Source organism: Luteibacter sp. 621 (assembly GCF_050435445.1).
Classification (GTDB): Bacteria; Pseudomonadota; Gammaproteobacteria; order Xanthomonadales; family Rhodanobacteraceae; genus Luteibacter.
This window is the reverse complement of the sequence record NZ_JBNDKI010000004.1, coordinates 61,181-83,074: the sequence shown is the minus strand read 5'-3', so window position 1 is coordinate 83,074 and position 21,894 is coordinate 61,181. Positions and strand designations below refer to the sequence as shown.

The window sequence follows — 21,894 nt, the reverse complement described above, 5'->3', positions numbered from 1 at the left end:
AGGGGCAGGCATGACGCGCCCCATCGACGTGCAAGGACTGGAGGATTTCGACCTCGTCACGTTAGGCGCCGCCATGGGCGTATGCGAGGTCGATCTGTTGACGCTGAGCCCCGCGCGACCGCGCGCCGCCGTCGCGTCCCGAACCCATGACGGTGTGTCGTATTTCACCGCTCATCTCGATTTTGACGTCCGTGGTTCGCTCACGGTCCCTGACGACGCTTGCATGCTCATCTACATGCATGAAGCAGGTGAGCGCAGCTGGTGCCAGGGCGTTGGCATCGAGTCGGAGATGGCCGTGACGCTGCTGCGTGGCACGCCGACCGACTTTATGTTCGAGCGTGGTGCGCGTTTCACGCTGGTGGTCGCGCCTTATGCGCGTTTCCGCTCGCGCTTCATGGCATCGGATCACGCCGATGTCGACATGGCCGCGCAGCGCCTTCGCCTGTTTGCCGTGACGTCCGAGCCGCTCAAGCGTGCGTGGCGACAGATCCGTGATCGGGTACGCGATGGCGAGGATGATGGCTTCGCGCCTATCGAGGATCTGCTCGACGAACACATTCGCGTCGCGCTGTCGTCCTCATCGGAAGATCGCCCGGTCGCCTCGCGTGGGCGTCGTGCGCACTACCAGGTCATGCGCCGAGCAGAACGCTTCATGCGTGCCAACCTGCGACGAGATATTTATTCGCAGGAGCTGTGCCAGGCGGCGGGTGCCAGCGAACGTGGCTTGCGTTATGCCTTTGACGACCTGCTGGGCATCCCGCCGAACCGGTACCTGGCCATGCTGCGCCTGTGCACGGCGCACCGCAGCCTTGTCACCGCCGAGGCGGGGCGCCGCTCGGTCAAATCCGTGGCACTGAGCTGTGGCATGTGGGATCTCTCGCGGTTTGCTGAGAAATATCGCAGCGTGTTCGGCGAGCAGCCGCGTGAGACGCTCACCCGCAGCGTGCCCGATGATCTGGCGATGGAGGAGATCGACGACATCTGAAGGCGGTAGCGCCCTCATGCCGTTTCGGCGTAGCGGCCTGCCACAATTGAACAGCTCACCGGGGCCAGTGCCTTTCTAATAACCCTCGAGTGCCGGGATGCGCACGACAGGGGAAGGGCTGGAACCGTGAAACGTCAAGATGTCTCCTCGTTTTTACGCGCCGCGCGAGCGGCGCGTTTTTCTTTTGGGCGCCGGGGCCTGTGATGGGCGGGCCGGCCGTGAATCGCGGTGCAGCCAACTTCCGGTTGCCTTTCTCCGGGCGTAGCGGTATTGGTATGGCAAGTCCAAGCTTGCATCACATGCCGAAACGACTTGATATCCGCCTTTTAGCTCCGTCTGGTTACGCCGAGGATCGTGCCGCCTGCCAGCGCGCCATCGAACGACTACAAGCCGCCGGGCACACGGTGCACGGCGGCAACGTGGTGGATCGGGTGGCCCTGCGCTTTGCTGGCAGTGACGCCGAGCGGGCCGACGACATCAACCGCCTGGCCGATCCCGATCACCCACTGCCCGATGTCGCCATGGCGATCTGCGGTGGCTACGGTGCCATCGCGCTGCTCGATCGCCTCGATTATGAGGGCCTGAAGGCTCGCTTCGCCGATGGGCGTTGCGTGCTGGTGGGGCATGGCGATTTCACCGTGATCCAGTGCGCCATGCTCGCCCGCTGCGGCGTGGGCAGCCTGCACGGCCCCATGCTCGTCCAGGACTTCGGCGGCGGCTACCTGCGCGAGACGACCTGGCGCGAGTTCTGGCGCGCGCTGGAAGGCCCTGCCATGGACGTGGGTTGGTCGTGTTGTGAAGGCAGCCCACCGCTGCGACTGGAAGGCACCCTGTGGGGCGGCAACCTCTCCGCTCTTTGTAGCCTGGTGGGCACGCCGTACATGCCGGTGGTGGGGGGCGGCATCCTCTACATCGAGGAGACCGGCGAGCAGGCCTACCGCATTGAGCGCATGCTCTACGAGCTACTGCACGGTGGCGTACTGAAGAACCAGCAGGCCATCCTGCTGGGTGGCCTTGGCGGTCAGCGCGTCAGTGAGTACGACAATGGCTACGATATCGACCACGCGCTGGAGCGGTTCAGCCAGGCCTGTGGGCTGCCGATGCTGCGCGGGCTCGCGTTTGGGCACGGCCCCGATAAGTGGACCTTGCCGTTTGGTGCAAAGGGCGTGCTCGAAGTGCGCAACGGCCAGGCCGTGCTATCCGCGCGCGATTACCGGCACCTGGTAGCGACCGCCGGCCCTTGAGCCGGCTGCCTTCCGCTCAGGCCGTAACCTGGGTGGCGCCGATAACGCCGATGAACACGATGGACAGCATCCAGAAGCGTGCCGGATCGCGCCACACGCACACGCCGAGGCAAACCACGCCCAGCGTGCACGAAACGATGCCGGCGGCCGTGAGGCCGAGCGTGGCGAGCGATGGATCGCCGCCGGAAGCGATGAGCATGGGCCGGAAAATGGCGTACCAGGCCAGGACCAGGCAGGCACCACCCACGATGCCCAGTAGCCAGTTGGAAGGATGGTTCTTCGGCAGGAGCTGGATGCCGAGATAGATGGCAAGAACGACGACAGCGAAAACGATGAGCAGCAAAGCCATGCATTAACCCCTTGGTCGAGGCTCGCGGTCCCCACCGCTTCGAGCCGTTTCCCGAGCATGGACCATGCGCCGGCTCAGGTCATGCTGCGCCGCGCCACCCCCAGGGGGCCACGCAAGCGCCTGTTTCGTCGGCCCTCGTGGCGTTTCGTCGGATAAGCCATGCCGGGGCAGGTGCGCCGTCGTATGCTCGCCGCCATCTTCAAGGGAGTGCCGCGCATGGCCAGCATCCGTTTCCTCGCCCGCCTTATCGCCGCATGGATCGCCGCGCTGTGCGTCATGCTGGTGTGCTGGCAGGCGATGGACATCAGCCACGATTTCCCGACGATCTTCACCCTCATCTGGTTCGCGGGGTTACTGCTGGCGCTCGGGCGGGGCGTGAGCCACCTCTATCGCGTGCGTACCATCGCTGGCCGTATTGATCCGGAAACGGTCGCCAACCGCCAGCGCCGGCGCGTGGAGGTGCCTTACGGCGCCGATGAGACCCTCGACCTGGTCGAGCAGGTGGTGCGCGCCTTGCCCGATATCCAGGATGTGAGCGCGGCGCGCGGTGGCCTGCAGGTGCGTGGCATCATCCGCCACTCGATTGCCGAGCCGCCGGCGCAGCCGGTGCCATTGCGCAAGCGTCGCCCACGCGATCCCTTTGAACGGAATACGCGCATCAGTGCATCCGTTGTGCCCGGCGAAGGCGCGTGCACCGTGCTTTTCGTGTGTGAGCCGGATAGCGGGGCATGGAGCGACTGGTTCAACCCCGATGGCGGCGTATCGCTGGAGCAGGCCGAGACCCTGGTGCGTGCGCTGACCCAGCGGATCACCGAGCGTCGCAACCGCGAGCGCGCCGACACCCGCCAGACCGCCATGGAAAAGGAGCTCACTGCCGCGCAGCTTTCCTTGCTGCAGGCGCAGGTGGAGCCGCACTTTCTCTACAACACGTTGGCCAGCGCCCAGGAACTGGTGCGCACCGATCCGGCGCGGGCGGACAAGATGCTGGGGCACCTTATCGATTACCTGCGCCGCTCGCTGCCGCGCACGGATGGTTCACTTTCTACCGTGGGCCAGGAACTGGAGCGGAGCACGGCGTGGCTTGAAATCATGCGCTTGCGCATGGGCGAGCGCCTTGCGGTACACGTGGATGTCCCGGTGAACTGCCAGGCCTATGCCATGCCGTCCATGATGCTGCAGACCCTTGTGGAAAACGCCATCAAGCACGGCCTCGAGCCCAAGCCCGGTGGCGGTGGCGTGTGGATTCGCGCTGCATGCGATGCCACCGGCCTGTCGCTCACGGTGGCCGATGATGGCCTGGGGCTGCGTACCGATAGCACCGGCACCGGCATCGGCCTGAAAAACCTGCGTGAACGCCTGCGCCTCACCTACGGCAACGCGGCGACTTTCACCATCGGCAACAACTTCCCCAGTGGTGTGGCCGCTACCATCACGCTACCGATCGCGGAGCCGGCGCATGCCTAAGTGCATCATCGCCGAAGATGAAAAGCTGCTCGCGGCAGCATTACAGCGGGAGTTGGCCAAAGCCTGGCTAGACCTGCAGGTGGTAGCCGTGGCCGAGGATGGTGGCGAAGCGCTTGAAGCGGTAGTCGAGCACCAGCCGGATATCGCCTTCCTCGATATCCGCATGCCTGGCCTTACCGGCATGGAAGTGGCGGCAGCCGCGGCCGATGCCAGCCCACGCACGCTCGTCGTCTTCATCACGGCGTACGACCAGTACGCCGTGGATGCATTCGAACGGGGTGCCGTGGATTACCTGCTGAAACCGGTGAGCGCGGAACGGCTGGCGCAAACGGTGGAGCGCCTGCGCGGCCGGCTGGCCGATGCGGAGAAACACGCCAGCCGGGCAGGGCGTCTGGCGAAGGATATGCGCGACCAGTTCGATGCTACGCCGGATGTACCGCTTACCTGGATTACGGCAAGCACCGGCCGGGCCACGCGGCTGATCATGGTCGAGGATGTGATCTATTTTCGCGCCGACAACAAGTACACGCTGGTCGCCACCGCCGATGGCGATGCACTGCTGAGCAAGCCCATCAGGGAGCTACTCGAGCACCTGGATCCGCGCACGTTCCGGCAGGTCCACCGCTCAACCATTGTAAACCTCCGCCAGGTCGCCTCGGTTGAGCGCGATGACGGGGGAAGGGGCTGCCTGCATCTTCGTGGCCGCCCCGAAACCCTCACCGTGAGCCAGCCGTTCATGGCCATTTTCCGCGCCATGTGACGAAGGAGCCCGTCATGAGTCTGTTGCTAGCGATTCTTTATTGTTTCAGTAGCCTGTTCGGCTACCTGCATCCGCAGGATGGTGGCTTCGTCGTCGCGACGAGCCGGTCGGCGTGTGTAGCGGCGCCGGTCCCGGGGGCTGCCCCGGGGCCGGCTAACGTTAAGGGTTACTGGCGGGGAACCACCGTGAAAGTGATCTTCGACGGGTGCTCCGCATCGTGGTGCACTGCGTTGTGCGCGATGACGCCTTTGGCTTCGTCGTAATTGTTGCCGCCCGTGTTGAGGTTACGGTCGAAACGCGGGAAGTTGCTGCTCGACACAGCCACGCGCAGCTTGTGGCCCGGGAAGAAGAAGTTACTGGTGTCGATCGGCTGGAACGTCACCTTGTACACCTCGCCATCCTTCATCCACACCGGCGGCTTGTCGTAGCCCTCGCGGTAGCGCATGCGCTGGATATTCTCGGTAAGGTTGAAGGCACGCCCGTCGGGGTAGACATCCATCACCTTGAAGGTGAAATCGGTGTCCTTCGCGTCCGACGATACATACAAGGTGACCGTGATGGGGCCGGAGACTTCGGTGCCTTCCTTGAACGGCTCGGAGTCGTACACGAGGATGTCATTGCGGGCGAGCTGCGTGTTCTGGTCGAACGAGCCGAACTTCACCGCGTTACCCTGGCAGCAGCCGCCGCCGCCGAACGTCGTGACCGGGTTCATGGGGTCGTACAGGAACGTATCCGGGTGGTCCGTGCCGCCAGCATCCGCCATCAGTTTGCCATCGCCGTACAGCGTATTGGCCTTGCCGCCGCTGGTGAAGTACAGGTCGCGGGTCACGGCACCGACCGGCGGCCAGGTCTGCGTGTTGTGCCACTTGTTCTCGCCCATCACGTAATACATGACCTTGGCTTGCTTATCGATCACCGGGCTATCCACGCCCTTGAGCCACTTGTCGAACCAGCCGTAGACCAGGCTATCTACGTCGAAACGGGCATCGCCCACATCCAGGTCGCCGATCATGGTGTGCTCGGTGGCGCGCGAGTAGCCGCAATGCAGCGACGGCGAGATCACAGCGTACTGCTGGTCGGCCACGTCCTTCGGCGCGGTGGCACGTACGTGGTTATACGCGGCCAGGTTCGGCGAGACCGATACATCGAACCAGCTCATGAACCACAGGCCCGGCTTGTTGATTTTCATGTTGTCGTGCCACAGGCCACCCTTGTACCAGGCCGGGCTGTTCGGCGTGCGCGCGACCATATTGCCGCCGGTCGGTACATCCATCGCATCGGCGAAGATGCCCTTGGGGCCGCCGGCGTTTTTCATGATGTCTTTTTCGGGAAGCGTCCAGAAGGCCTTATCCCAGTCGATTTCCGGCGGCTGGGAATCTAGGTCGAAGAGTTTGGACGCGGCGATGAGATCAGCCTGCGATGTTCCTGCGGGGAAAGAAGGGCGGACCTGGTTCTGCTCCTTGGTGAGCCACGCAATGAACAGCATCTGCAGCGCGCCACCGCGGTACCAGTTGCCCTGCTCGAAGTAGGGGCCGACGCGGCCCACGCCGGCGCCGAATCCCTGCACGTTGAACGTGGCCAGGCCCTTGGTGTTCTGCGCCACCACGGCCATCTGCCATTCCGCGGTGGACGAGCAGCCCGTGGTGCCCACCTTGCCGTTCGACCAGGGCTGCGCGGTGATCCAGTTCACCGCATCCACGCCATCGGAGAGCGGCGCGCCGAGGATCTCGTAGTTGCCTTCGGAGAAATAATGGCCGCGCTCGTTCATGTCGATGTACGCGTAGCCGCGCTTCACCGCTTCGAGCTGGCGGGTCATGTCGCGCGGCGCGCCCAGCTTCACATCCCAGAAATTGAAGTTGTACGGCGTGCGCACGAAGATCGTCGGTACCTTGCCCGTCGCGTTCTTCGGTCGGTATACGTCCGCGGCCATGCGCTTGCCGTCGCGCATCTTCACCATCACCTTGCGGTCGATGACGGCGATGTCTTCCAGCTTCTGCTCGGTGTCATTGCGTTTGGCGATCGCCGCCTTCTGCTCAGGCGTAAGGACAGCCTGGGCGGCGACGGGCGCCGCCAGCATGGCGAGGGCGGTGGCGCCAAGGGCAACCGACAAGGCGGTCCTGGCGAAGTGGAGGGCAGGGCGCGTGGATCGCATGGGCATGGGCCTTGTGGCTCGGGACGATCGCCCGAGTCTGGCAAAGGCACCATGGCAGGTAAATCGTGACTTCCGGCAGGGTCAGGCTTCCGGCACCGGAATACCGTAGCGCGCGAGCATGGCCGAAATCTCCGAACTCACCCAGTCGAAGTGCTCCGGGTCCGCCGCTTCCAGCACGATGTTCGACTGGGTGGCGAAGGTCGGCCAGAACGCATCCGGGTCGGGATTGTCGCGCAAGCCCGTGGCCACCTCGCTGTCGAGGCGGTTGAGCATGGCTTGCAGGTCATCCTTATGGCTCATGACCCAAGGTTATCGCGCCTATGTGTCCGCAAGTCGTGTACGGATCTGCTTGACCTGAACTTTAGTTGAGGTTGTTCAATGCGGCCTCTCCCTCGTTGCGGACTTGCCGAATGCGCCTCACCCATATCGAATTGCCCTCCAGCGATGTCGCGGCCTGCGTGGCCTTTTTCCGGGATGTGCTGCAACTGCGGGCCACGGGCCACACCGTGCATGCGGGCTGGACCGATATCGCGGTCGTTCCCGCGACGCGCATTTCCGAGGGTGCCGTGCACCTGGCCTTCAACGTGCCCCACGCGCGCTTCGCCGCGGCGTGCGAGTGGATTGCCGGGCGCGCATTGTTGTTACGCGACCCACTGGGCGAAGGCCGGTTCCACATCGGCGCGCCGTGGGACTCTGAGTCGGTGTATTTCGCAGGCCCGCATGATGCGGTGTTCGAATTGATCGCGCGCAAACCCCTGGCCATGGGTGGGGCGGCATCGGGCGCGTTTCACGGCAGTGAAATCGCATGTGTCAGCGAGGTGGGCCTGCCGACGGATGACGTGCCAGCGCTCGTGCGTAACCTTGTCGTGCGCTTCGGTATCCTTCCCTTTGGTGACATCACCGACGTATTCGCGCCCATGGGCAGCCACGACGGCCTGCTGATCGTCGTCGACCAGCACCGTCACTGGTTCCCCGAATTACGTCAGCGCCCCGACGCCGAGGGCCTGCGTATCCGCATGACCGGCGTCCCGCCGCATGCCCGCCCACTGGATGCAAACGGCTGCCACCTCACCACTGCCGACCTCAACGTTGCCGCAACCCTGTAAGAGCGCGCTCGCGCGCAAAAAGCCAACAGAGCGGAGACGCCACAGGCCTCAAACAAACCGGGCAATCACCCCAGTCACCAGCCGATGATCCTCCACCGACGGCAATCCCGACGCCGTAATCGCCCCAATCACCCCCAGGCCACGTAACCGCAACGGATACCCTCCGCCATCACTGGCGTGCTCCGCGGGCGCCAGGCCATAGCGTTCCTCAAGCGTCTGCCCCGCCTTGGCGAGCTTCATGCCCACGGCCAGGGTGCTCGTGCCAAGCGCCAGCACGGTATTCCGCTTGCGCCGGATCCAGTTCGCGTGCGCAATGTCGGTGCCCGGCAGGGCCGTATGGAACAAGGGGCGATCGCGCAGGCTGATATCGAGGGCCACCGCGGCACCGCGCTCGAGCGCCGCGGTACGCAGGGCATCGCCGATTGCCCACGCCATCTCCAGCGTGAAGCGATCGAACTGCAGGGCCAGTTCTTCGGCGGCGAGGGAATCGGGCGTATGTTCAATCATGCGGCGATTGTATGACGGTATGCTCGGGGCATCGCCTACAGAATTCCCGCTATGTCATCGACCACGACCTTCGAGTTCGTCCTCATCCTTCTCGTGGCCATCGTGGCGCTCGAGCTCATCGCCAGGAAGCTGCGGCTGCCAACCGCTGCGGCCCTGCTGGCCGGCGGTGCGGGCATCGCTTTCCTGCCGGGGGTGCCGGCCGTCAGCTTCGATCCGGAGCTCGTGCTTATCGTGTTCCTGCCCCCGCTGCTGATGGACGGGGCGTACTACACGGTGTGGTCCGATTTCCGGCGGTACCTCGGCGGCATCTTGTGGCTGGCCGTGGGTGCCGTGGTGTTCACCACCCTGGTGGTGGGCGCCACCGTGCACTGGATCGTGCCTTCATTGCCGTGGGCTGCGTGCTTCGCGTTGGGGGCGGTGGTGTCGCCGCCGGATGCTGTCGCGGCGAAGGCCGTGCTGGGCAAGGTGCGTTTGCCGCGCCGGCTGATGGTGCTGCTGGAAGGCGAAAGCCTGCTCAACGATGCCACGGGCCTTGTGCTGTTCCGTTTCGCGGTGGCTGCCGCGCTGACCGGGGCGTTCAGTGCCAGCGGTGCACTGATGAGCTTTGCGGGGCTGGCGCTGGGCGGCATTGCCATTGGTGCCGCCGTGGGCGCGCTCGTCGTGCTGGTCCTGCGCCGCATCGATGATGTGTTCCTGGCCGTGACGGCCTCTTGCCTCTCGCCGTGGGCGGCCTACATCGGCGGCGAAGCGTTCCATGTTTCAGGTGTCATGGCGGTGGTCACGACCGGCATCATCTTCGGCTGGTTCCAGCACGAGGTGTTCTCGGCCAATGCGCGCGTTCGCGGCGGGTCGTTCTGGGCCGTGATGATCTTCATCCTCGAGGCGCTGGTGTTCATCCTCATCGGCTTCTCGCTGCGCGGTGTGATCGAGCGCCTGGGTGGTATCGGCAACACGCTGGACCAGCTGAGCGTGCCTATTCTGGGCGTGCTGGCCGCTGTTATCGTGTCGCGCTTCGTGTGGGTATACGCCACCGATTACCTGCGCGTGCCGGTCCTCCGCGCGCTCGGCAAGCAGCCGTCGCCGCCGTCACCCAAATCGACCTTCCTGCTCGGCTGGGCGGGTATGCGTGGCGTGGTGACCCTTGCTATCGCGCTTTCCCTGCCCGAGAACATGCCGGGCCGCGACCTGACCCTTGCCGCCGCGTTTGCCACCATCCTGGTAACGGTGGTGGTGCAAGGCGGCACGATCGGGCCGGTGATTCGCTGGCTTGGGCTGGATCGCAACATTCATGTCGAGGGCAACCACCTCAACGAGATGCAGGCCTACCTGCATGTGGATGCGGCACAGCTGGAGGCGGTGAAGGCACATGCCTACGACGCCAGCGGGACATTGATCCATCCCCGGCTGCTGGAGCAGTACACGTACCGCGCTGATATCGCGCGGCGCGTCGTCGAGGAGCGGCGCTCCATCACGGATGATCGCGAAGCGCACTACGACGTGGTGCTGGCCGCCATCGCTGCCGGGCGTGTGGAACTGCTGCGCCTGCACCGTGCGGGGCACATCCACGATGAGCTCCTGCACTATCTGGAGCGTGATCTCGATTTCCAGCAGGTGGCCGCCGAGAACGACCGCAAGGGCCCAGGCGAGTAGTGGCCTAGGCCACCTTGTTCGGGCCGCGCACTGGCGGCTGTTCGGCCAGAGATTCGACGAACTGGGCGGCACGGCCCAGTGCCTGCGCCATCAACGGAAGGCGCGCCATCGGCACCGACACCACCGCGAGCTCTTCGCGTTGCGGGTGGATATGCGGCTCGGCACGGCCCCACGCGAACTCCACCTCGTTCGGGGCTGGCGAACGCGACGGCACGTCATCGTGCGTAATGCGCTGGGTTTCCCGGAAGAAATGCAGATGGACGAAGCCATCATCGGTTGGCCCGGTGATAGCGATGCCCGTGGCCACGCCCGAAGTAAAGTTCGGCGGCCTGACGTGCAGGATGTTCTTCTTTTTTTCGTCCATGGACTCCCCCTTGGGGCCGGAGCATACGCGGCGCCGCCGGGGCGGTCTATCGGGAAAATGGGTGGGTCGTGGGCTTTGTGCGCGGGTTGGCGGAATGGGTTTCGTGCGGCCCATGACTGATGGCACCGGGTGACCTCTGGGGCATGAGCGCCGGCGGGCCCGGGGATAGTGTCTGCGGGGTCGTCAAGCCGCTGGGGAGGAGCTGCCATGTCGCTATGGATTCGTTGTGCGGGCCTCGCTGCTCTTGGGGTGGCGTCTGCCGCCTCGGCGAACGATGCGTTGCTGACCGAAGCGCTGGCCCGCCCCGCAGTGCCGCTGACCGACGTGAATGGCGTGGTGCGAACGACCTCGCAGATCAAGGGCGGGGATGAGCCCGAGACGGAGACGGAAGTGATTGATCCGCGCAAGGAGCCGTCCAAGGCGCTCCCTTCTTATGCGGTGCTTAAGTCGGTGATTGGCACGGATGCCCGGCGCGCGAACGGAGATGCCGGGCGCATTGTCTATACCTTTACGACGCGCACCGTGCCGAAGGGCTCGATGGGGACCGGCAAGGCACACGTCACCGCGGACGGCGACGATCAGGAGAGCTATGACGGCACGGCCGAGCTCAAGATGGATGCGGAAGGGCATCCCTACGTCGCCCATCTGGCGCTACGCCTGCAGAAGCCGCTGGGTACTTTTTTCGCACATGTGAAGATCATCGACTTCGATTACGAGTTCGCTCCCACGCCGGCCTCGGCGTTCGTCGCGACCAGCATGAAAGCGCACGTTGACGTTCGCGCGCTCCTGTTCGTGCACCGCGACGTGCACGTCGAGTCGACGCTCGTGCCTGCGCTGGCTAGCGTGCCCTCGAAGGACGGTTAATCCGGCGCTTTCGCTGGCACGAACGGCGATACCGGATCGCTGGCCGGAAAGGTCTCTTCCAGTGCCTGGTCCTGGTTCTCGCTCTCGTGCGCCTTGCGCTCTTTCTTCTCCGTAGGGGTCTCGGGCTTGGCTGGCGCCTTGTGGTCGGGGTGGTTGATGTCGTGGCGGTCGTGGTTCATCCAGGGCCTCCCGTTGCTGCCGATGTCTACTGTCGATCGGTTACGGTGAACACGGGGTCGCGGAGATGTCATGGCCGGCGACATGCTTGTTCGCGTCACGCTGGATGCGGAGAATCTATTCAAAATCTATGCAAGATGGGGTGTTAACAACCCCTATATGGTTGATTTGAAATGACATTGATTTGATGAATCTATTCAGGAATCCATTCATGACGGACATTCGATGCAGAGGGCGTTCTGGTCGGGGCAGGCCTGGGGCATGACACTGGGCATCCGGCCCTCCAGTCACTTTGCGGAGGTCTTCAGCTGGTCGCCGGAGGCGCGATTCAACGCGGGACGCATCGCCTTGTCGCTGTTGGCCATGGCCGTCCCGGTTGTCGTGGGTACCTGGGCTGGCCGCCCGGCGATGGGATACGTCGTCGGCCTTGGGGCCATGTTGCTTGCGGGTGAGCAGGGCGAGCGCAGCGCCGGGCATCACGGCGGGCTTGCTGCATCGTTGGTGCCGGTCGTCCTGGCGATCGCTGCCGCAAGCGCCGTGGCCAGGGTGCCGTTCGCCGATGTGCTGATGGTGGCGCTGGCCGTTCCAGCGGCCACGCTTGTGAATTACAGCCGCCCCGCTGCCGTTGCCGGCATCCGCTTCATCGTGTTCCTCGTGTTGAATATGGGCCTGGTCGGTGCTCATGGTGCGCATGGCCGGGGCGCGGCGTTGCTTTTCGGCGTGGGAGCCGCATGGCGCGTGGTGTTGCGGGCGGTGGCCCATCTACGTCGTCCGCGCGCCGATGCCCTGGTGACGGCAGCGGCGACGAAGCCGGAGCCGACGCATCGCCAGCGGCGCTCGCACCTGCGGCGGATGCTGCATACCTTGCAGGGCTGGCAATATGCGCTGCGCCTGGCGTTTGGTCTCGCTGCTGCATGCCTGCTAAGGGATCTCTGGCCGCAACATCATTTCGACTGGATGGTGCTCAGTATCGTGCTGCTGACACCGCGTGCGCTCGAGCATTTTCCTGTGCACATCACCCAGCGCGCCATCGGCACACTCCTGGGCGTGGCGATGGCCGGCACGATCATGTGGTGTGCGCCAGGCCACGTGGCCAGTGCCGTGCTGGTCTGTTTGCTCGGGGCGGCGGCGCCGCTCGTACGGCCGGGAAATTACGCGGCGTACTGTGTGCTTGCCACGCCACTCATCCTGCTTGCCATGGATGCCGGGGCCACCATCGAGCCGGCCTTCCTGGTAGACCGGCTCATTGCGACGCTCGCGGGCTGCGCCGTTGTCCTCGTCGCCAACGGGCTGATGGACGTGGCATTGCGAACTGTCGGCGAGCGAGCGTAAGGCGCTCTCCTATTTGAGGCCTGTGGTGTAGTTCCCCTGCATGACGAGCGAGACCTCGCCCAGGCCGCCATCCTGCGCCGTGCTCCACGATGCGATGGCTATCGTGTTCTCGCCATGCTTGTTGAGCAGGCCGGGTGGTAGTTCGAAATCGGTCTGCGGGCCGACATCGCTGATGTAGCGGCCGATCTGCCAGCCGTTGATGAAGATGATGGCGCGGTAATGGTGGGGCGCAGCATCGTGGATGCGTATCGCGAGGGGTACGTCCTGGCCATCGGGGATATCCAGTTTGAAGCTCGTGCGGTACCAGTCCATGCCGGGCTTGTCGGTGGCTCGGGGCAGCGTGGCCTTTGCCCAGCCGCTGTCGTTGAACCCGGGTAGGTGCCAGCCGTTGCGTTCGCCGTACAGGCCGCCGATGTTGAACGGACCACGCATCGTATCGGGCAGGTCTTCGCCGCCGACGTTGCCCTGGATCTTCCAGTGAATGGCCGCGTCCGAACCCTCAAGCCGTGCCGATAGAAGCCCGCGTGGTTCGCGGAACGCGCCGTTGTGTTCCTCCTGCAGGTGCCCGGTGTTTTCCACCAGCACGGAGACGACGTTATCGCCACCCTTCTTCAGCCACCTGGGGTCAATCGGGAACTGCTGGGAACCGCTTGGGTTGTTGCCGAGGAAATGGCCGTTAATCCAGGCGGTAAAGATGCCGTGGTTGCCCAGGTGCACGCCGAGATTCGCGGAGAGTTGGATCGCGTTTTCCTTGCCGGTCGCCGTGAAGTGGCCGCGATACCACACGTGGCCATGGTGAAAGCCGTAATCGTCGCTATCGAGGATGGGGAGCTTGTGATCCCAGTAGTCATTTGGCGTGCTCGTGCGATCGGTGGCTTGCCAGGCGCGGTCGTCGAAGCGCGCGGCGATCTCGGGGGCGCCATCGGCGATGTGCCAGTCGTTCAAGGCAGGCAGCGTCACCGGCGCAGGGCCATCCAGATGGCCGAGCAAGCTGCCGGATGCCGTGGCGGTCGTGCCAACGGGTTTGCCGTTCCAGGTGACGGTGCGCGTGCCCGCGGCTGTAAAGACTTCGATATCGCCGGCGTGGTCGGTATCGCCGGTCAGTGCAAGCGTGTCATTCCGATGCTCGGCCGCCCGGGCGAGGTAGGGGCCGCGCAGCAGCACGGGACCGTCGTTGGTATCCAGCTGCCAGAAGCGGATCGCTGCCGCGTTATCGCCGAGCAGGAGTAGCAGGGAGGCGTCGCCCTGGCGGATCTCTACGCGCGAAAGCCCTTCGTGACGGTAGTTGAGGCGAAGGGTGTGACTGGCGGCATCCCAATGCGTGTCGATCTTGCCTTCGATCATCCGGACATCGGGTCGATCCCTGTAGCGGAGGACGGTTTCACCATCCTCGCCCGTTCGCCCGTACAGAACGGCGACATCACGCTTGCCTTCGTGCAACTGGGTCAGCAACTCCGAGGTGGAATACGCCAGGTCCTGCTGGCCGAACCTGAAGTTCGCCAGCAACACCTTCGAATCCCTGCCGTTGATATGGATCGTCGTGCCCGGCGCCTGCGGAATGGTCGTCTCACCACGGTTGCCCAACGCGACCTTCAGGTGTGTGGCATCGTCGGTCGTATCGGAGGCATCGGCGTGGCGCAGGATGTAGAAGCGTGTGCCGTTGTCCGGATTTACGCGGGCGGTCACGCGTAGCCGTGGGTTTTCCGGCACCGATGTGCCTACCGCATCGGTACGCGCGAGCGGCGCCGCAGCACGGGTCATGTAGCCGATGAGCTTCTGCTGATCGTACTTGGGCGTGAGCTGCCGGCTGGCGGTGATCGCGGCACCGTAATCGTACGACGTGTACACGCCCGGGGAGGAGAGCCAGCCCCAGTTGATGCCGCCGTAGGTCATGTAGAAGTTCTGCATGGTAGAACCCGAGGCCATGGTGGCCTCGTAGAACACCCGCTCGAACGCCGGGCCCGTCAGCTTGCGGCAGGCTTCGTACCCCGGGCCGCCCCACACATCGAATGCGCCGCCCTGGTACTCGGGGAAGAACAATGGTGCGTTCTTCAGGCCCCTGCGCTCGCTGGCGAAATCGTAAACGGCGTTCCACCGTTCGGGCCGGGTGCAATCAAAATCCATGGGATACGAGTCGTATCCCGGCATATCGAGCTTGCCCACGCCCTCGAAGAAATTGGTGTTGTGGTTGCCAAACAGTGGCACGGTAATGCCATCGGCGCGGGCCTTGTCTTCCAATGCCTGCAGGTAGGCCCTGCCATCGTCGGAGTCGTTGTAGAACTCGTTCTCGACCTGGTAAAGCAGCACGGTGCCGCGTCCGTCGGTGACCTGATGGCGCGCGAGGATCCGGTCGATCTGGGTCATCCATTCACGGTAAGCGGCCGTGTACTCGGGCGCCGTCGTACGGGGTTTTCCAGCGGTGGTGACGAGCCAGCCCGGAAAGCCACCGGCATCGGTCTCGGCGTTGATGTAGGGGCCGGGGCGAGCGATGACGTAGATGCCGACATCGCGTGCCATGTCGAGCAGGCGATCCACGTCGCGGATGCCGGTGAAGTCATACACGCCGCGCTTGGTCGAGTGGTAACCCCAGTCGAAGTAGATTTCCACGGCGTTGAAGCCGGCGGCCTTCATTTTCTGCAGTACGTCGTTCCACGATTCCGGGCTGGGCAGCCGCCAGTAGTGGAAGGAGCCCGACCAGAGATAGGTGGGCTTGCCGTCAATGATCAGGGAGTGGCGATCGAAGGTGACCGTGTGCGCGGGCCCTGCTGCGGGCGCCTCCGCGTTCACCGCCGCGGGGAGCAGCATGGCAAGGCTGGCCCAGCAGGCCACACGACGGCCTTGCGGCCCTTTGGAACGCAACATCCCCATCTCCCATCGTTCATGGTCGGGCGGCCAGGACCGCTGGCGCAAGGTTGGGGCAAGTTGGGGATATTTGCAAATGTGTGGAAGTGTGGCGCGGGTGTTACAGGGGCTTCCGCAAAGCCACGGGGCGGTTCACTCAGTGGTCCTTAGGCGGCAACTTGTACGGAATGAACGGACCCAGGATGGCAAAACCGCGGCGACCGCCGCCGTAGCGATCCACCATGTCCACGGTATCCATCTCGCATAGCTGCGAACCGAAGGTCTTGGTGACCATCACGTCATTTGAGTTCAGTGCCTCGGCGCCGGATCGGAGCTTGTTGACGTAGTAGGTGGAGCCGATGCGATAGGCGATGGTGGTCTTGTCGATCACCTGGGTGTTGTACACCTGTGGCAGGTCGATGCAGCGCTGCGGGTTGCCGGCGATACGGCCGTTGGTGAGCTTGGCGAGTTCGGCGGCGGGGTCGTCTTTGTAGGCGTAAGCCGGAGTGGCAACGCAGGTGACGATGGCCAGGACGAGAAGGGGGCGAATGGCGAGCGTCATGGCGGCCTCCAGGGGGCGGTTCGACGCCCCCCATTGTAGGCCGATAGAAGGCATCCGGCGCGGCTGTCGAATCATTTGCCCCCGTAAGTTCCCTCGTCGCGAACCACTTCCGTTAACTCGCCCGTATCCGTGTTGTAGAACAGCCCCAGGATCGAAGCACTCTGCGGTACACCCGGGCTCTTGCGGAGCAGCGTTACGTCGTAGCTAAGCGAGTCCTCAAAATCCGTGATGCACATGCTCTCGTGGTCATAGGCGTGCGAGATATCGGCGCCGTGTTCGTGCCGGAACGCCTCGACCATACCCTCTGCGCTGTACGAGGTAGCGCCACAGTTGGAATGGTGGACGACCACGATGGTCTCAATGCCGAACAGGTGCTGCAGTACCGAAACCGAGCGCACGGCGTCGACGGCACGGCCGGCAGCGACCGCTACCGTGGCCAGTGTGGTGGTCGAACCGATACGCGAACCGCTTTCGTCGGTGAGCACTTCACCCGGGTAGGTCTCGTCACCGAGGAAACGCGCGACCGCGGCGGGGATCTCCGTGACGCGCGGATCCAGGCAGTAGATGACGATGGTCTTGATCGGTACGGCGTGCGAAAACGCCTCACGCATGGCCGGCTCGTTGAAACCATCGTGCGCGCTGAATACGAACTCGCTGAACTTGCTGTTCATGGCTTTCTCCGGGGCGCGTGGCCCGTGGTGGTGCTCAGGGGAAGCCAGTATTCGCTCGCGTCCGCGGGGCAGCAATTACATCGCAAGTAATCGCTGCCCCGCGCTGCCGCTTAATGGATGACACCCGCACGGTCATCTGGCACGGCAGGGAGACGTTCGCGCGGGTGCGATTCGCGCCCCTAGAACGTATACAGAAGCGCCGCCGAGTAGCCGATCGTTGTGCTGCCATGAACCATGGGGCTGTTGCTGATTTCGTCCGGCAGATCGGTGTAGCGGAAGGTGCCGATGGCCGACCATTTCTTGCCGAGCCTGACCAGGGCCGAGGCGCCAAGGTAAGGGGCCGTCGCGGAGCCGGCCCGGTAGGCGGGCAGGCCACTGCGCACGGCTTCCTTCCTGCTCACGCCGTAGTAGTAATCGTTGAGGGCGCCACTGGAATAGGCCACACCCACCATGGGTGTAAGTACTACCGCATTGCCGAACGGCATGGGGTACGAGTAGTTGGCATCGAAGATATGGCCGCCGCCGTGGCCTGTGACTTCGCGTTGCGCGGCCACGGCCAACCGGCCCCAGGTGCCCCGGGTTTGCCACTGCAAGCCAAGCTGCGCGGAAAGGTCACGATCGTTGAGCTGGCGTAGCTGCGGGTTGCTGGTGTCCTTGCTGCGGAAGCGGATCCCAATAGGCGAGAGCGCCACGGCCAGCTCACTTGATGATGAATTCCACAGGCGGGCGCCGAAGCTCGGGCCGCGCAGGAAGAAACGCTGGCCCTCGTAGCTGGCCATGGGCAGCGGCCACGCCTTGTTATCGTAGGAGCGGTAGGGGCTGGGGCTCCACGCGACGCCGAGGCCGATACTGAGCTTGCCAGCCTGGCTCTGGTCCTGGGCGTACGCAGACGGGGCGGCGGCCAGTGCCAATAGGGACGCGCCGCAGAACATGAATTTCTTTGCCATTTGCCAGGCTGCCTTTAATGCGAAAGGCGCGATGGTGGCTTAGGCAACATTGCGTAAACATTGCCCCGGCAGGTCACGGAATGGGGTAGGGGGCGGGTGGGATATTATGGGTGCCTGTTTTTTGCGCTCCCAGGTGTTGCCATGAAGGCCCTTCTTTTTCGTGAGTTCGGCGGTGCCGACGTACTTCATTGGGATGAAATTGCCGATCCGGCCGTTGGGCCAAACCAGGTCATGGTCCGCATCCGGGCCGTGGGGCTCAATTTCGCGGATGTGTATCGCCGCAATGGCACGTACCACCTGGCGGGTGGTGCGCCGTGGATACTCGGTTACGAAGGTGCGGGCGAGATCGTCTCGGAGGGCGGGCCTTTTCCGAAGGGCGCGCGCGTCGGCTTTGCGGATATGCCCTTCGCTAACGCCGAGTTGGTGGCGGTTGATGCGGATAAGCTGATTCCGTTGCCCGGCGATGTGTCGTACGAGATGGCTGCGGCTTTTTTGCTTCAGGGTCTCACCGCGCAGTATCTCGTGACGGACAGTTCTCAGCCGAGGAATGGGCAGGCCGCATTAGTTCACGCCGCTGCTGGCGGTGTGGGGCTGTTGTTGGTGCAGATGCTGCGCGCGAAAGGGGTGCGGGTTTTGGGCGTCGCCTCGTCGGATGAAAAGCGCAAGGCCGCACGCGATGCGGGTGCTGACGTCGTGCTCGGCTATGACGATCTCGTGGCGAGCGTGCTGGAAGCCACGGAGGGCGAAGGCGTCCATGTCGTTTACGACTCGGTCGGCCGCACGCTGGGTGACAGTCTCGCAGCGACACGAACAGGTGGCACGGTGGTGTTCTACGGCATGGCTGCGGGCGACCCGGACTTCGTTGATCCGCGGTTGTTGATGGATCGATCGTTGACACTCACCGGCGGCGACCTGTGGAACGTTCTCACGAGCGCCAGTGTGCGGCGAGAGCGTGCCGCTGCGCTATTCGAACAGATTCGAAGCGGCGTATTGCGACCGAAGATCGCGGCAACCTATCCGCTTCCCGAAGGTGCCGATGCGCATCGATTCCTCGAAAGTCGCCAGGCTATCGGCAAGATCGTGATGGTGATTGACGGTGCCTGACGCAGGGGCGCCTACACGCTTGCCAGAAACGGCTTAAGCAATTTGAGCTTTTGCCTACATACGTGAGTCTTGGCCAGACGCTAACCTTTGACATGCTTTCGCTGGTCAAGGAGGTTAGACATGAGTTATCGCGCAACGAAACGAGGGTGTGTGCAGGATCGCACTTGTAAACCGATCCATTCGCCAGGTCGTGTGGGCTACCACCACGCACACATCGAGATTATGAGCACTCTGGCGCGGCACGATAGGCGCTTTGATTCTCATGACAGACGGTTCGAGGCGGTCGACAAACGCTTTGAGGCGATCGATAAGCGCTTCGAAGCAATCGATAAGCGCTTCGATGACGTCGACAGGCGATTCGAGGCTGTCGACAGACGATTCGATGCCGTTGATAAGCGTTTCGATGGTATCGAGGCCGCTATCAAGGCACTCGTTGGTACCGTCAATGAACTGGCATTGGAAGTCAGGCGGCTAGCGAAGTGGGAACACCGGATCTGGGGAATGGTAAAGCTTGGGAGTTGGGGCGCCGTTGCCATAGGGGCACTCTGGGCTGCCCTGGGTGATCATGTTCGTTGGGTCGCCTAGCGGGCAGTCGTCGGTAAGCGGAGTCCTGGTCATACCGAGGGCGGGCCCTCGAAAACACAGGGGCCCGGACGACTGATCGTCCGGGCCTTCATGTTCAATCGACGAGATTGTGCTTAGCGAATATCGAGAGGCGCAAAGCCTTTCACAAGATCATCAATGGCTTTGATCTGCGCCAGGAACGGTTCAAGCGCCGTCAGCGGCAGGGCGCTCGGGCCATCACAACGCGCATGGTCCGGATCAGCGTGGGCTTCAAGGAACAGGCCGCCGATGCCTACCGCCATGCCGGCTCTGGCCAGTTCCACGACCTGGCGGCGGCGTCCGCCGCTGGCCTCGCTACCGGCATCACGGCGCTGCAGGCTGTGGGTCACGTCGAAAATGGCCGGATAGCCGCCAGTTGATTCGACCATTTCGCGGAACCCGAGCATATCGACCACAAGGTTGTCATAGCCAAACTGTGCGCCGCGCTCGCAGAGGATGATCCGCTCGTTCCCCGCTTCCTTGATCTTGCTGGTGACATGCTTCATCTGGGTGGGGCTCATGAACTGCGGCTTCTTGATGTTCACGGCACGGCCCGTCTTCGCGATGGCCACCACCAGATCGGTCTGGCGGGCGAGGAAGGCCGGGATCTGCAGGACATCGACCACCTCGGCGACGATCGGCGCCTGGAAGATCTCATGCACGTCTGTGATGACAGGGATGCCAAACTCGTTCTTGACCCGCTCGAAAATCCGCATGCCTTCCTCAAGGCCTACCCCACGGTAGGAATGGATGGACGAGCGGTTGGCCTTGTCGAAGCTGGCCTTGAACACATAGGGGATGCCCAGCTTGCGGGTCACGTCCACATAATGAGCGGCCGCGTGCAGGGTGGAATCCAGGTCCTCCAGTACGTTAATGCCGCCAAAGAGCACGAAGGGAAGGCGGTTACCGACTTCTACGCCGGGGGCGATGGAAACGTTCATGAGGGCTCCGGAAGAGGGGTGAGACAGACCCCAATGGTACCGCCATTGGGTGGGCGTACGGGGCAGGGTTGCGCTTCGCGCCCTGGCGTGGCTTGAGTGGCGTCGGAGGGATTCGCTGGATGCTGCGCTTGCCGCCGAAGCCAAATCGGCTGACTATCCTGGGAGATGCCGTCACTATGCCGGCGAGCGCCATTAACCAGGGATTGCCCCATGTCGAATGATGAGCAACTGATTCGTAGCCTTTACGACGGCTTCAACCGCCGCGATATCGATGCTGTATTGGCCGCCATGGCCGATGACGTCGCATGGGCCAATGGCATGGAAGGGACGCATGTGCACGGTCGTGAAGCGGTCCGCGAATACTGGACCTACCAGTGGTCGGTGATCGATCCCGCCGTAACGCCATTAGCGATCGAGCGTGCGGCGGATGGTGCAACCGTGGTGGAAGTTCATCAGGTTGTCCGCGACCTTGAGGGTGAGGTCCTGCTCGATGAAGTCATCCATCATGCGTTCCGGGTGCGAGATGGCTTGGTCACCCGCTTCGATATCGTCGGGCCATCGCAACTGAAGCAAGTGCCGCACTGAGTGTGTCCGGGCCGCCAAGCTGAACGGAACACAATCTTTACAAAATGCGCGGTCAACACGGCGTTTCCTAGGTCGTTATACGGTCCTGCATAGCGCAGGGCCCATCAATGCGACGGGAGGGACGATGGATCCACTGGGACGGACACCGCTCGGTGCGTGCTTGCCAACCTTGCCGTCGAGGCTGGGTAGCAGATTCCACTCCGCATGTTTGTCTACCAAAGGAAAACCATGTCCATGAACGTAGTATCGAAGGTAGCGATGTTCGCCCTGGCCGTCGGTGCCGTGACCGTCTCCAGCCACGCCATGGCCCAGGCGGCGCCGCAGGCCGACGTGCCAGGCCACCCGCGCGTTAACGAGGTCAATAACCGGCTGGATAATCAGCAGAACCGCATCAACAACGGTGTGGCCAACGGCACGATGACCCAGAAGCAAGCCGCGCGCGATGAGACGCACGATGCGAATATCGCCCGTCGGGAAAGCGTCGATGAGGCGAAGCACAATGGCCATTTGACCAAGGCTGAGCAGAAGAATCTGAACCATTCTGAAAATCGCAACAGCGGGCACATCTACAAGCAGAAACATTGACCGTCATGAGCGGCACAAGCCCTGGCATATTCATGCCGGGGCCTTTTGGTTACACGAGCGGCTGGCTGGTCATTCGCCCGTATCCGTTTCCGTAATTGCAT

Annotated in this window: 23 protein-coding genes; 12 read left to right on the top strand and 11 right to left on the bottom strand. The window is 63.5% G+C overall.

What is annotated here, in order from left to right; all coding sequences use genetic code 11:
- The first annotated feature begins 10 nt into the window (after nt 1-10).
- Nucleotides 11-985, top strand: a complete 975-nt coding sequence (locus tag ABIE56_RS06530) for a helix-turn-helix domain-containing protein (protein ID WP_429243025.1) — start codon at nt 11-13, stop codon at nt 983-985.
- 299 nt (nt 986-1,284) lie between these two features.
- Nucleotides 1,285-2,229 carry an LD-carboxypeptidase gene (locus tag ABIE56_RS06525; RefSeq protein ID WP_429243024.1) on the top strand — a complete coding sequence of 315 codons (945 nt, stop codon included), beginning with the start codon at nt 1,285-1,287 and terminating at the stop codon, nt 2,227-2,229.
- A 16-nt stretch (nt 2,230-2,245) separates the two neighbouring features.
- Here the strand turns inward: ABIE56_RS06525 and ABIE56_RS06520 are convergent, their stop codons facing one another.
- On the bottom strand, nt 2,246-2,578 hold the full coding sequence (locus ABIE56_RS06520) for a hypothetical protein (RefSeq protein WP_429243023.1): 333 nt from the start codon (nt 2,576-2,578) through the stop codon (nt 2,246-2,248).
- A 216-nt stretch (nt 2,579-2,794) separates the two neighbouring features.
- Between ABIE56_RS06520 and ABIE56_RS06515 the strand changes: the two genes are divergently transcribed.
- Both ABIE56_RS06515 and ABIE56_RS06510 read left to right on the top strand, forming a co-directional pair.
- Nucleotides 2,795-4,042 (top strand): sensor histidine kinase, encoded by a 1,248-nt coding sequence (locus ABIE56_RS06515; protein ID WP_429243022.1) that lies wholly within the window; start codon nt 2,795-2,797, stop codon nt 4,040-4,042.
- A complete protein-coding gene (locus ABIE56_RS06510) occupies nt 4,035-4,802 on the top strand; it encodes a LytR/AlgR family response regulator transcription factor (protein WP_429243021.1) in 768 nt (255 codons plus the stop codon). Before ABIE56_RS06515 ends, ABIE56_RS06510 begins: the two co-directional genes overlap by 8 nt.
- Before the next feature lie 166 nt (nt 4,803-4,968).
- Here the strand turns inward: ABIE56_RS06510 and ABIE56_RS06505 are convergent, their stop codons facing one another.
- Entirely contained in the window at nt 4,969-6,954 is a 1,986-nt protein-coding gene (locus tag ABIE56_RS06505; RefSeq protein ID WP_429243020.1) for a CocE/NonD family hydrolase, read from the bottom strand.
- A gap of 81 nt (nt 6,955-7,035) precedes the next feature.
- Entirely contained in the window at nt 7,036-7,254 is a 219-nt protein-coding gene (locus ABIE56_RS06500; RefSeq protein ID WP_429243019.1) for a hypothetical protein, read from the bottom strand.
- A gap of 110 nt (nt 7,255-7,364) precedes the next feature.
- Here ABIE56_RS06500 and ABIE56_RS06495 point away from each other — a divergent pair, with 110 nt between their 5' ends.
- Nucleotides 7,365-8,060, top strand: coding sequence for a hypothetical protein (locus ABIE56_RS06495; protein WP_429243018.1), 696 nt, complete (start codon nt 7,365-7,367; stop codon nt 8,058-8,060).
- 48 nt (nt 8,061-8,108) lie between these two features.
- Here the strand turns inward: ABIE56_RS06495 and ABIE56_RS06490 are convergent, their stop codons facing one another.
- Nucleotides 8,109-8,567, bottom strand: a complete 459-nt coding sequence (locus tag ABIE56_RS06490) for a heme-degrading domain-containing protein (RefSeq protein WP_429243017.1) — start codon at nt 8,565-8,567, stop codon at nt 8,109-8,111.
- Nucleotides 8,568-8,618: 51 nt separating this feature from the next.
- Here ABIE56_RS06490 and ABIE56_RS06485 point away from each other — a divergent pair, with 51 nt between their 5' ends.
- Nucleotides 8,619-10,217 (top strand): Na+/H+ antiporter, encoded by a 1,599-nt coding sequence (locus ABIE56_RS06485; RefSeq protein ID WP_429243016.1) that lies wholly within the window; start codon nt 8,619-8,621, stop codon nt 10,215-10,217.
- 4 nt (nt 10,218-10,221) lie between these two features.
- Here ABIE56_RS06485 and ABIE56_RS06480 read toward each other — a convergent pair whose 3' ends face one another.
- The gene (locus ABIE56_RS06480; RefSeq protein ID WP_429243015.1) at nt 10,222-10,581 is read right to left on the bottom strand and encodes a hypothetical protein; all 360 of its coding nucleotides are present in this window, start codon (nt 10,579-10,581) and stop codon (nt 10,222-10,224) included.
- A gap of 207 nt (nt 10,582-10,788) precedes the next feature.
- On the opposite strand from ABIE56_RS06480, the gene ABIE56_RS06475 reads away from it, so the two are divergent.
- Nucleotides 10,789-11,445: a hypothetical protein gene (locus ABIE56_RS06475; protein ID WP_429243014.1), complete on the top strand. Its 657-nt coding sequence runs from the start codon at nt 10,789-10,791 to the stop codon at nt 11,443-11,445.
- On the opposite strand, the gene ABIE56_RS06470 is transcribed toward ABIE56_RS06475, so the two are convergent.
- Nucleotides 11,442-11,624 (bottom strand): hypothetical protein, encoded by a 183-nt coding sequence (locus tag ABIE56_RS06470; protein WP_429243013.1) that lies wholly within the window; start codon nt 11,622-11,624, stop codon nt 11,442-11,444. The genes ABIE56_RS06475 and ABIE56_RS06470 overlap by 4 nt on opposite strands.
- A gap of 223 nt (nt 11,625-11,847) precedes the next feature.
- On the opposite strand from ABIE56_RS06470, the gene ABIE56_RS06465 reads away from it, so the two are divergent.
- Nucleotides 11,848-12,954 (top strand): FUSC family protein, encoded by a 1,107-nt coding sequence (locus ABIE56_RS06465; protein WP_429243012.1) that lies wholly within the window; start codon nt 11,848-11,850, stop codon nt 12,952-12,954.
- Nucleotides 12,955-12,963: 9 nt separating this feature from the next.
- On the opposite strand, the gene ABIE56_RS06460 is transcribed toward ABIE56_RS06465, so the two are convergent.
- The 4 genes from ABIE56_RS06460 to ABIE56_RS06445 all read right to left on the bottom strand — a co-directional run bounded on the left by ABIE56_RS06460 (nt 12,964) and on the right by ABIE56_RS06445 (nt 17,975).
- Nucleotides 12,964-15,816 (bottom strand): glycoside hydrolase family 35 protein, encoded by a 2,853-nt coding sequence (locus tag ABIE56_RS06460; protein WP_429243011.1) that lies wholly within the window; start codon nt 15,814-15,816, stop codon nt 12,964-12,966.
- A 136-nt stretch (nt 15,817-15,952) separates the two neighbouring features.
- Complete coding sequence (locus ABIE56_RS06455; protein WP_429243010.1) at nt 15,953-16,357, bottom strand: hypothetical protein; 405 nt, start codon at nt 16,355-16,357, stop codon at nt 15,953-15,955.
- A gap of 71 nt (nt 16,358-16,428) precedes the next feature.
- Nucleotides 16,429-17,028: a hypothetical protein gene (locus tag ABIE56_RS06450; RefSeq protein ID WP_429243009.1), complete on the bottom strand. Its 600-nt coding sequence runs from the start codon at nt 17,026-17,028 to the stop codon at nt 16,429-16,431.
- Nucleotides 17,029-17,207: 179 nt separating this feature from the next.
- Nucleotides 17,208-17,975, bottom strand: a complete 768-nt coding sequence (locus ABIE56_RS06445; RefSeq protein ID WP_429243008.1) for a MipA/OmpV family protein — start codon at nt 17,973-17,975, stop codon at nt 17,208-17,210.
- A gap of 141 nt (nt 17,976-18,116) precedes the next feature.
- On the opposite strand from ABIE56_RS06445, the gene ABIE56_RS06440 reads away from it, so the two are divergent.
- Together ABIE56_RS06440 and ABIE56_RS06435 are read left to right on the top strand one after the other, a co-directional pair.
- A complete protein-coding gene (locus tag ABIE56_RS06440; RefSeq protein WP_429243007.1) occupies nt 18,117-19,079 on the top strand; it encodes a quinone oxidoreductase family protein in 963 nt (320 codons plus the stop codon).
- Nucleotides 19,080-19,199: 120 nt separating this feature from the next.
- Nucleotides 19,200-19,664: a hypothetical protein gene (locus tag ABIE56_RS06435; RefSeq protein WP_429243006.1), complete on the top strand. Its 465-nt coding sequence runs from the start codon at nt 19,200-19,202 to the stop codon at nt 19,662-19,664.
- 113 nt (nt 19,665-19,777) lie between these two features.
- On the opposite strand, the gene kdsA is transcribed toward ABIE56_RS06435, so the two are convergent.
- Nucleotides 19,778-20,623, bottom strand: coding sequence for a 3-deoxy-8-phosphooctulonate synthase (gene kdsA, locus ABIE56_RS06430; RefSeq protein ID WP_429243005.1), 846 nt, complete (start codon nt 20,621-20,623; stop codon nt 19,778-19,780).
- A gap of 210 nt (nt 20,624-20,833) precedes the next feature.
- Between kdsA and ABIE56_RS06425 the strand changes: the two genes are divergently transcribed.
- Both ABIE56_RS06425 and ABIE56_RS06420 read left to right on the top strand, forming a co-directional pair.
- On the top strand, nt 20,834-21,208 hold the full coding sequence (locus ABIE56_RS06425; RefSeq protein WP_429243004.1) for a nuclear transport factor 2 family protein: 375 nt from the start codon (nt 20,834-20,836) through the stop codon (nt 21,206-21,208).
- Nucleotides 21,209-21,442: 234 nt separating this feature from the next.
- Nucleotides 21,443-21,793, top strand: coding sequence for a hypothetical protein (locus ABIE56_RS06420; protein ID WP_429243003.1), 351 nt, complete (start codon nt 21,443-21,445; stop codon nt 21,791-21,793).
- Nucleotides 21,794-21,894 lie beyond the last annotated feature (101 nt).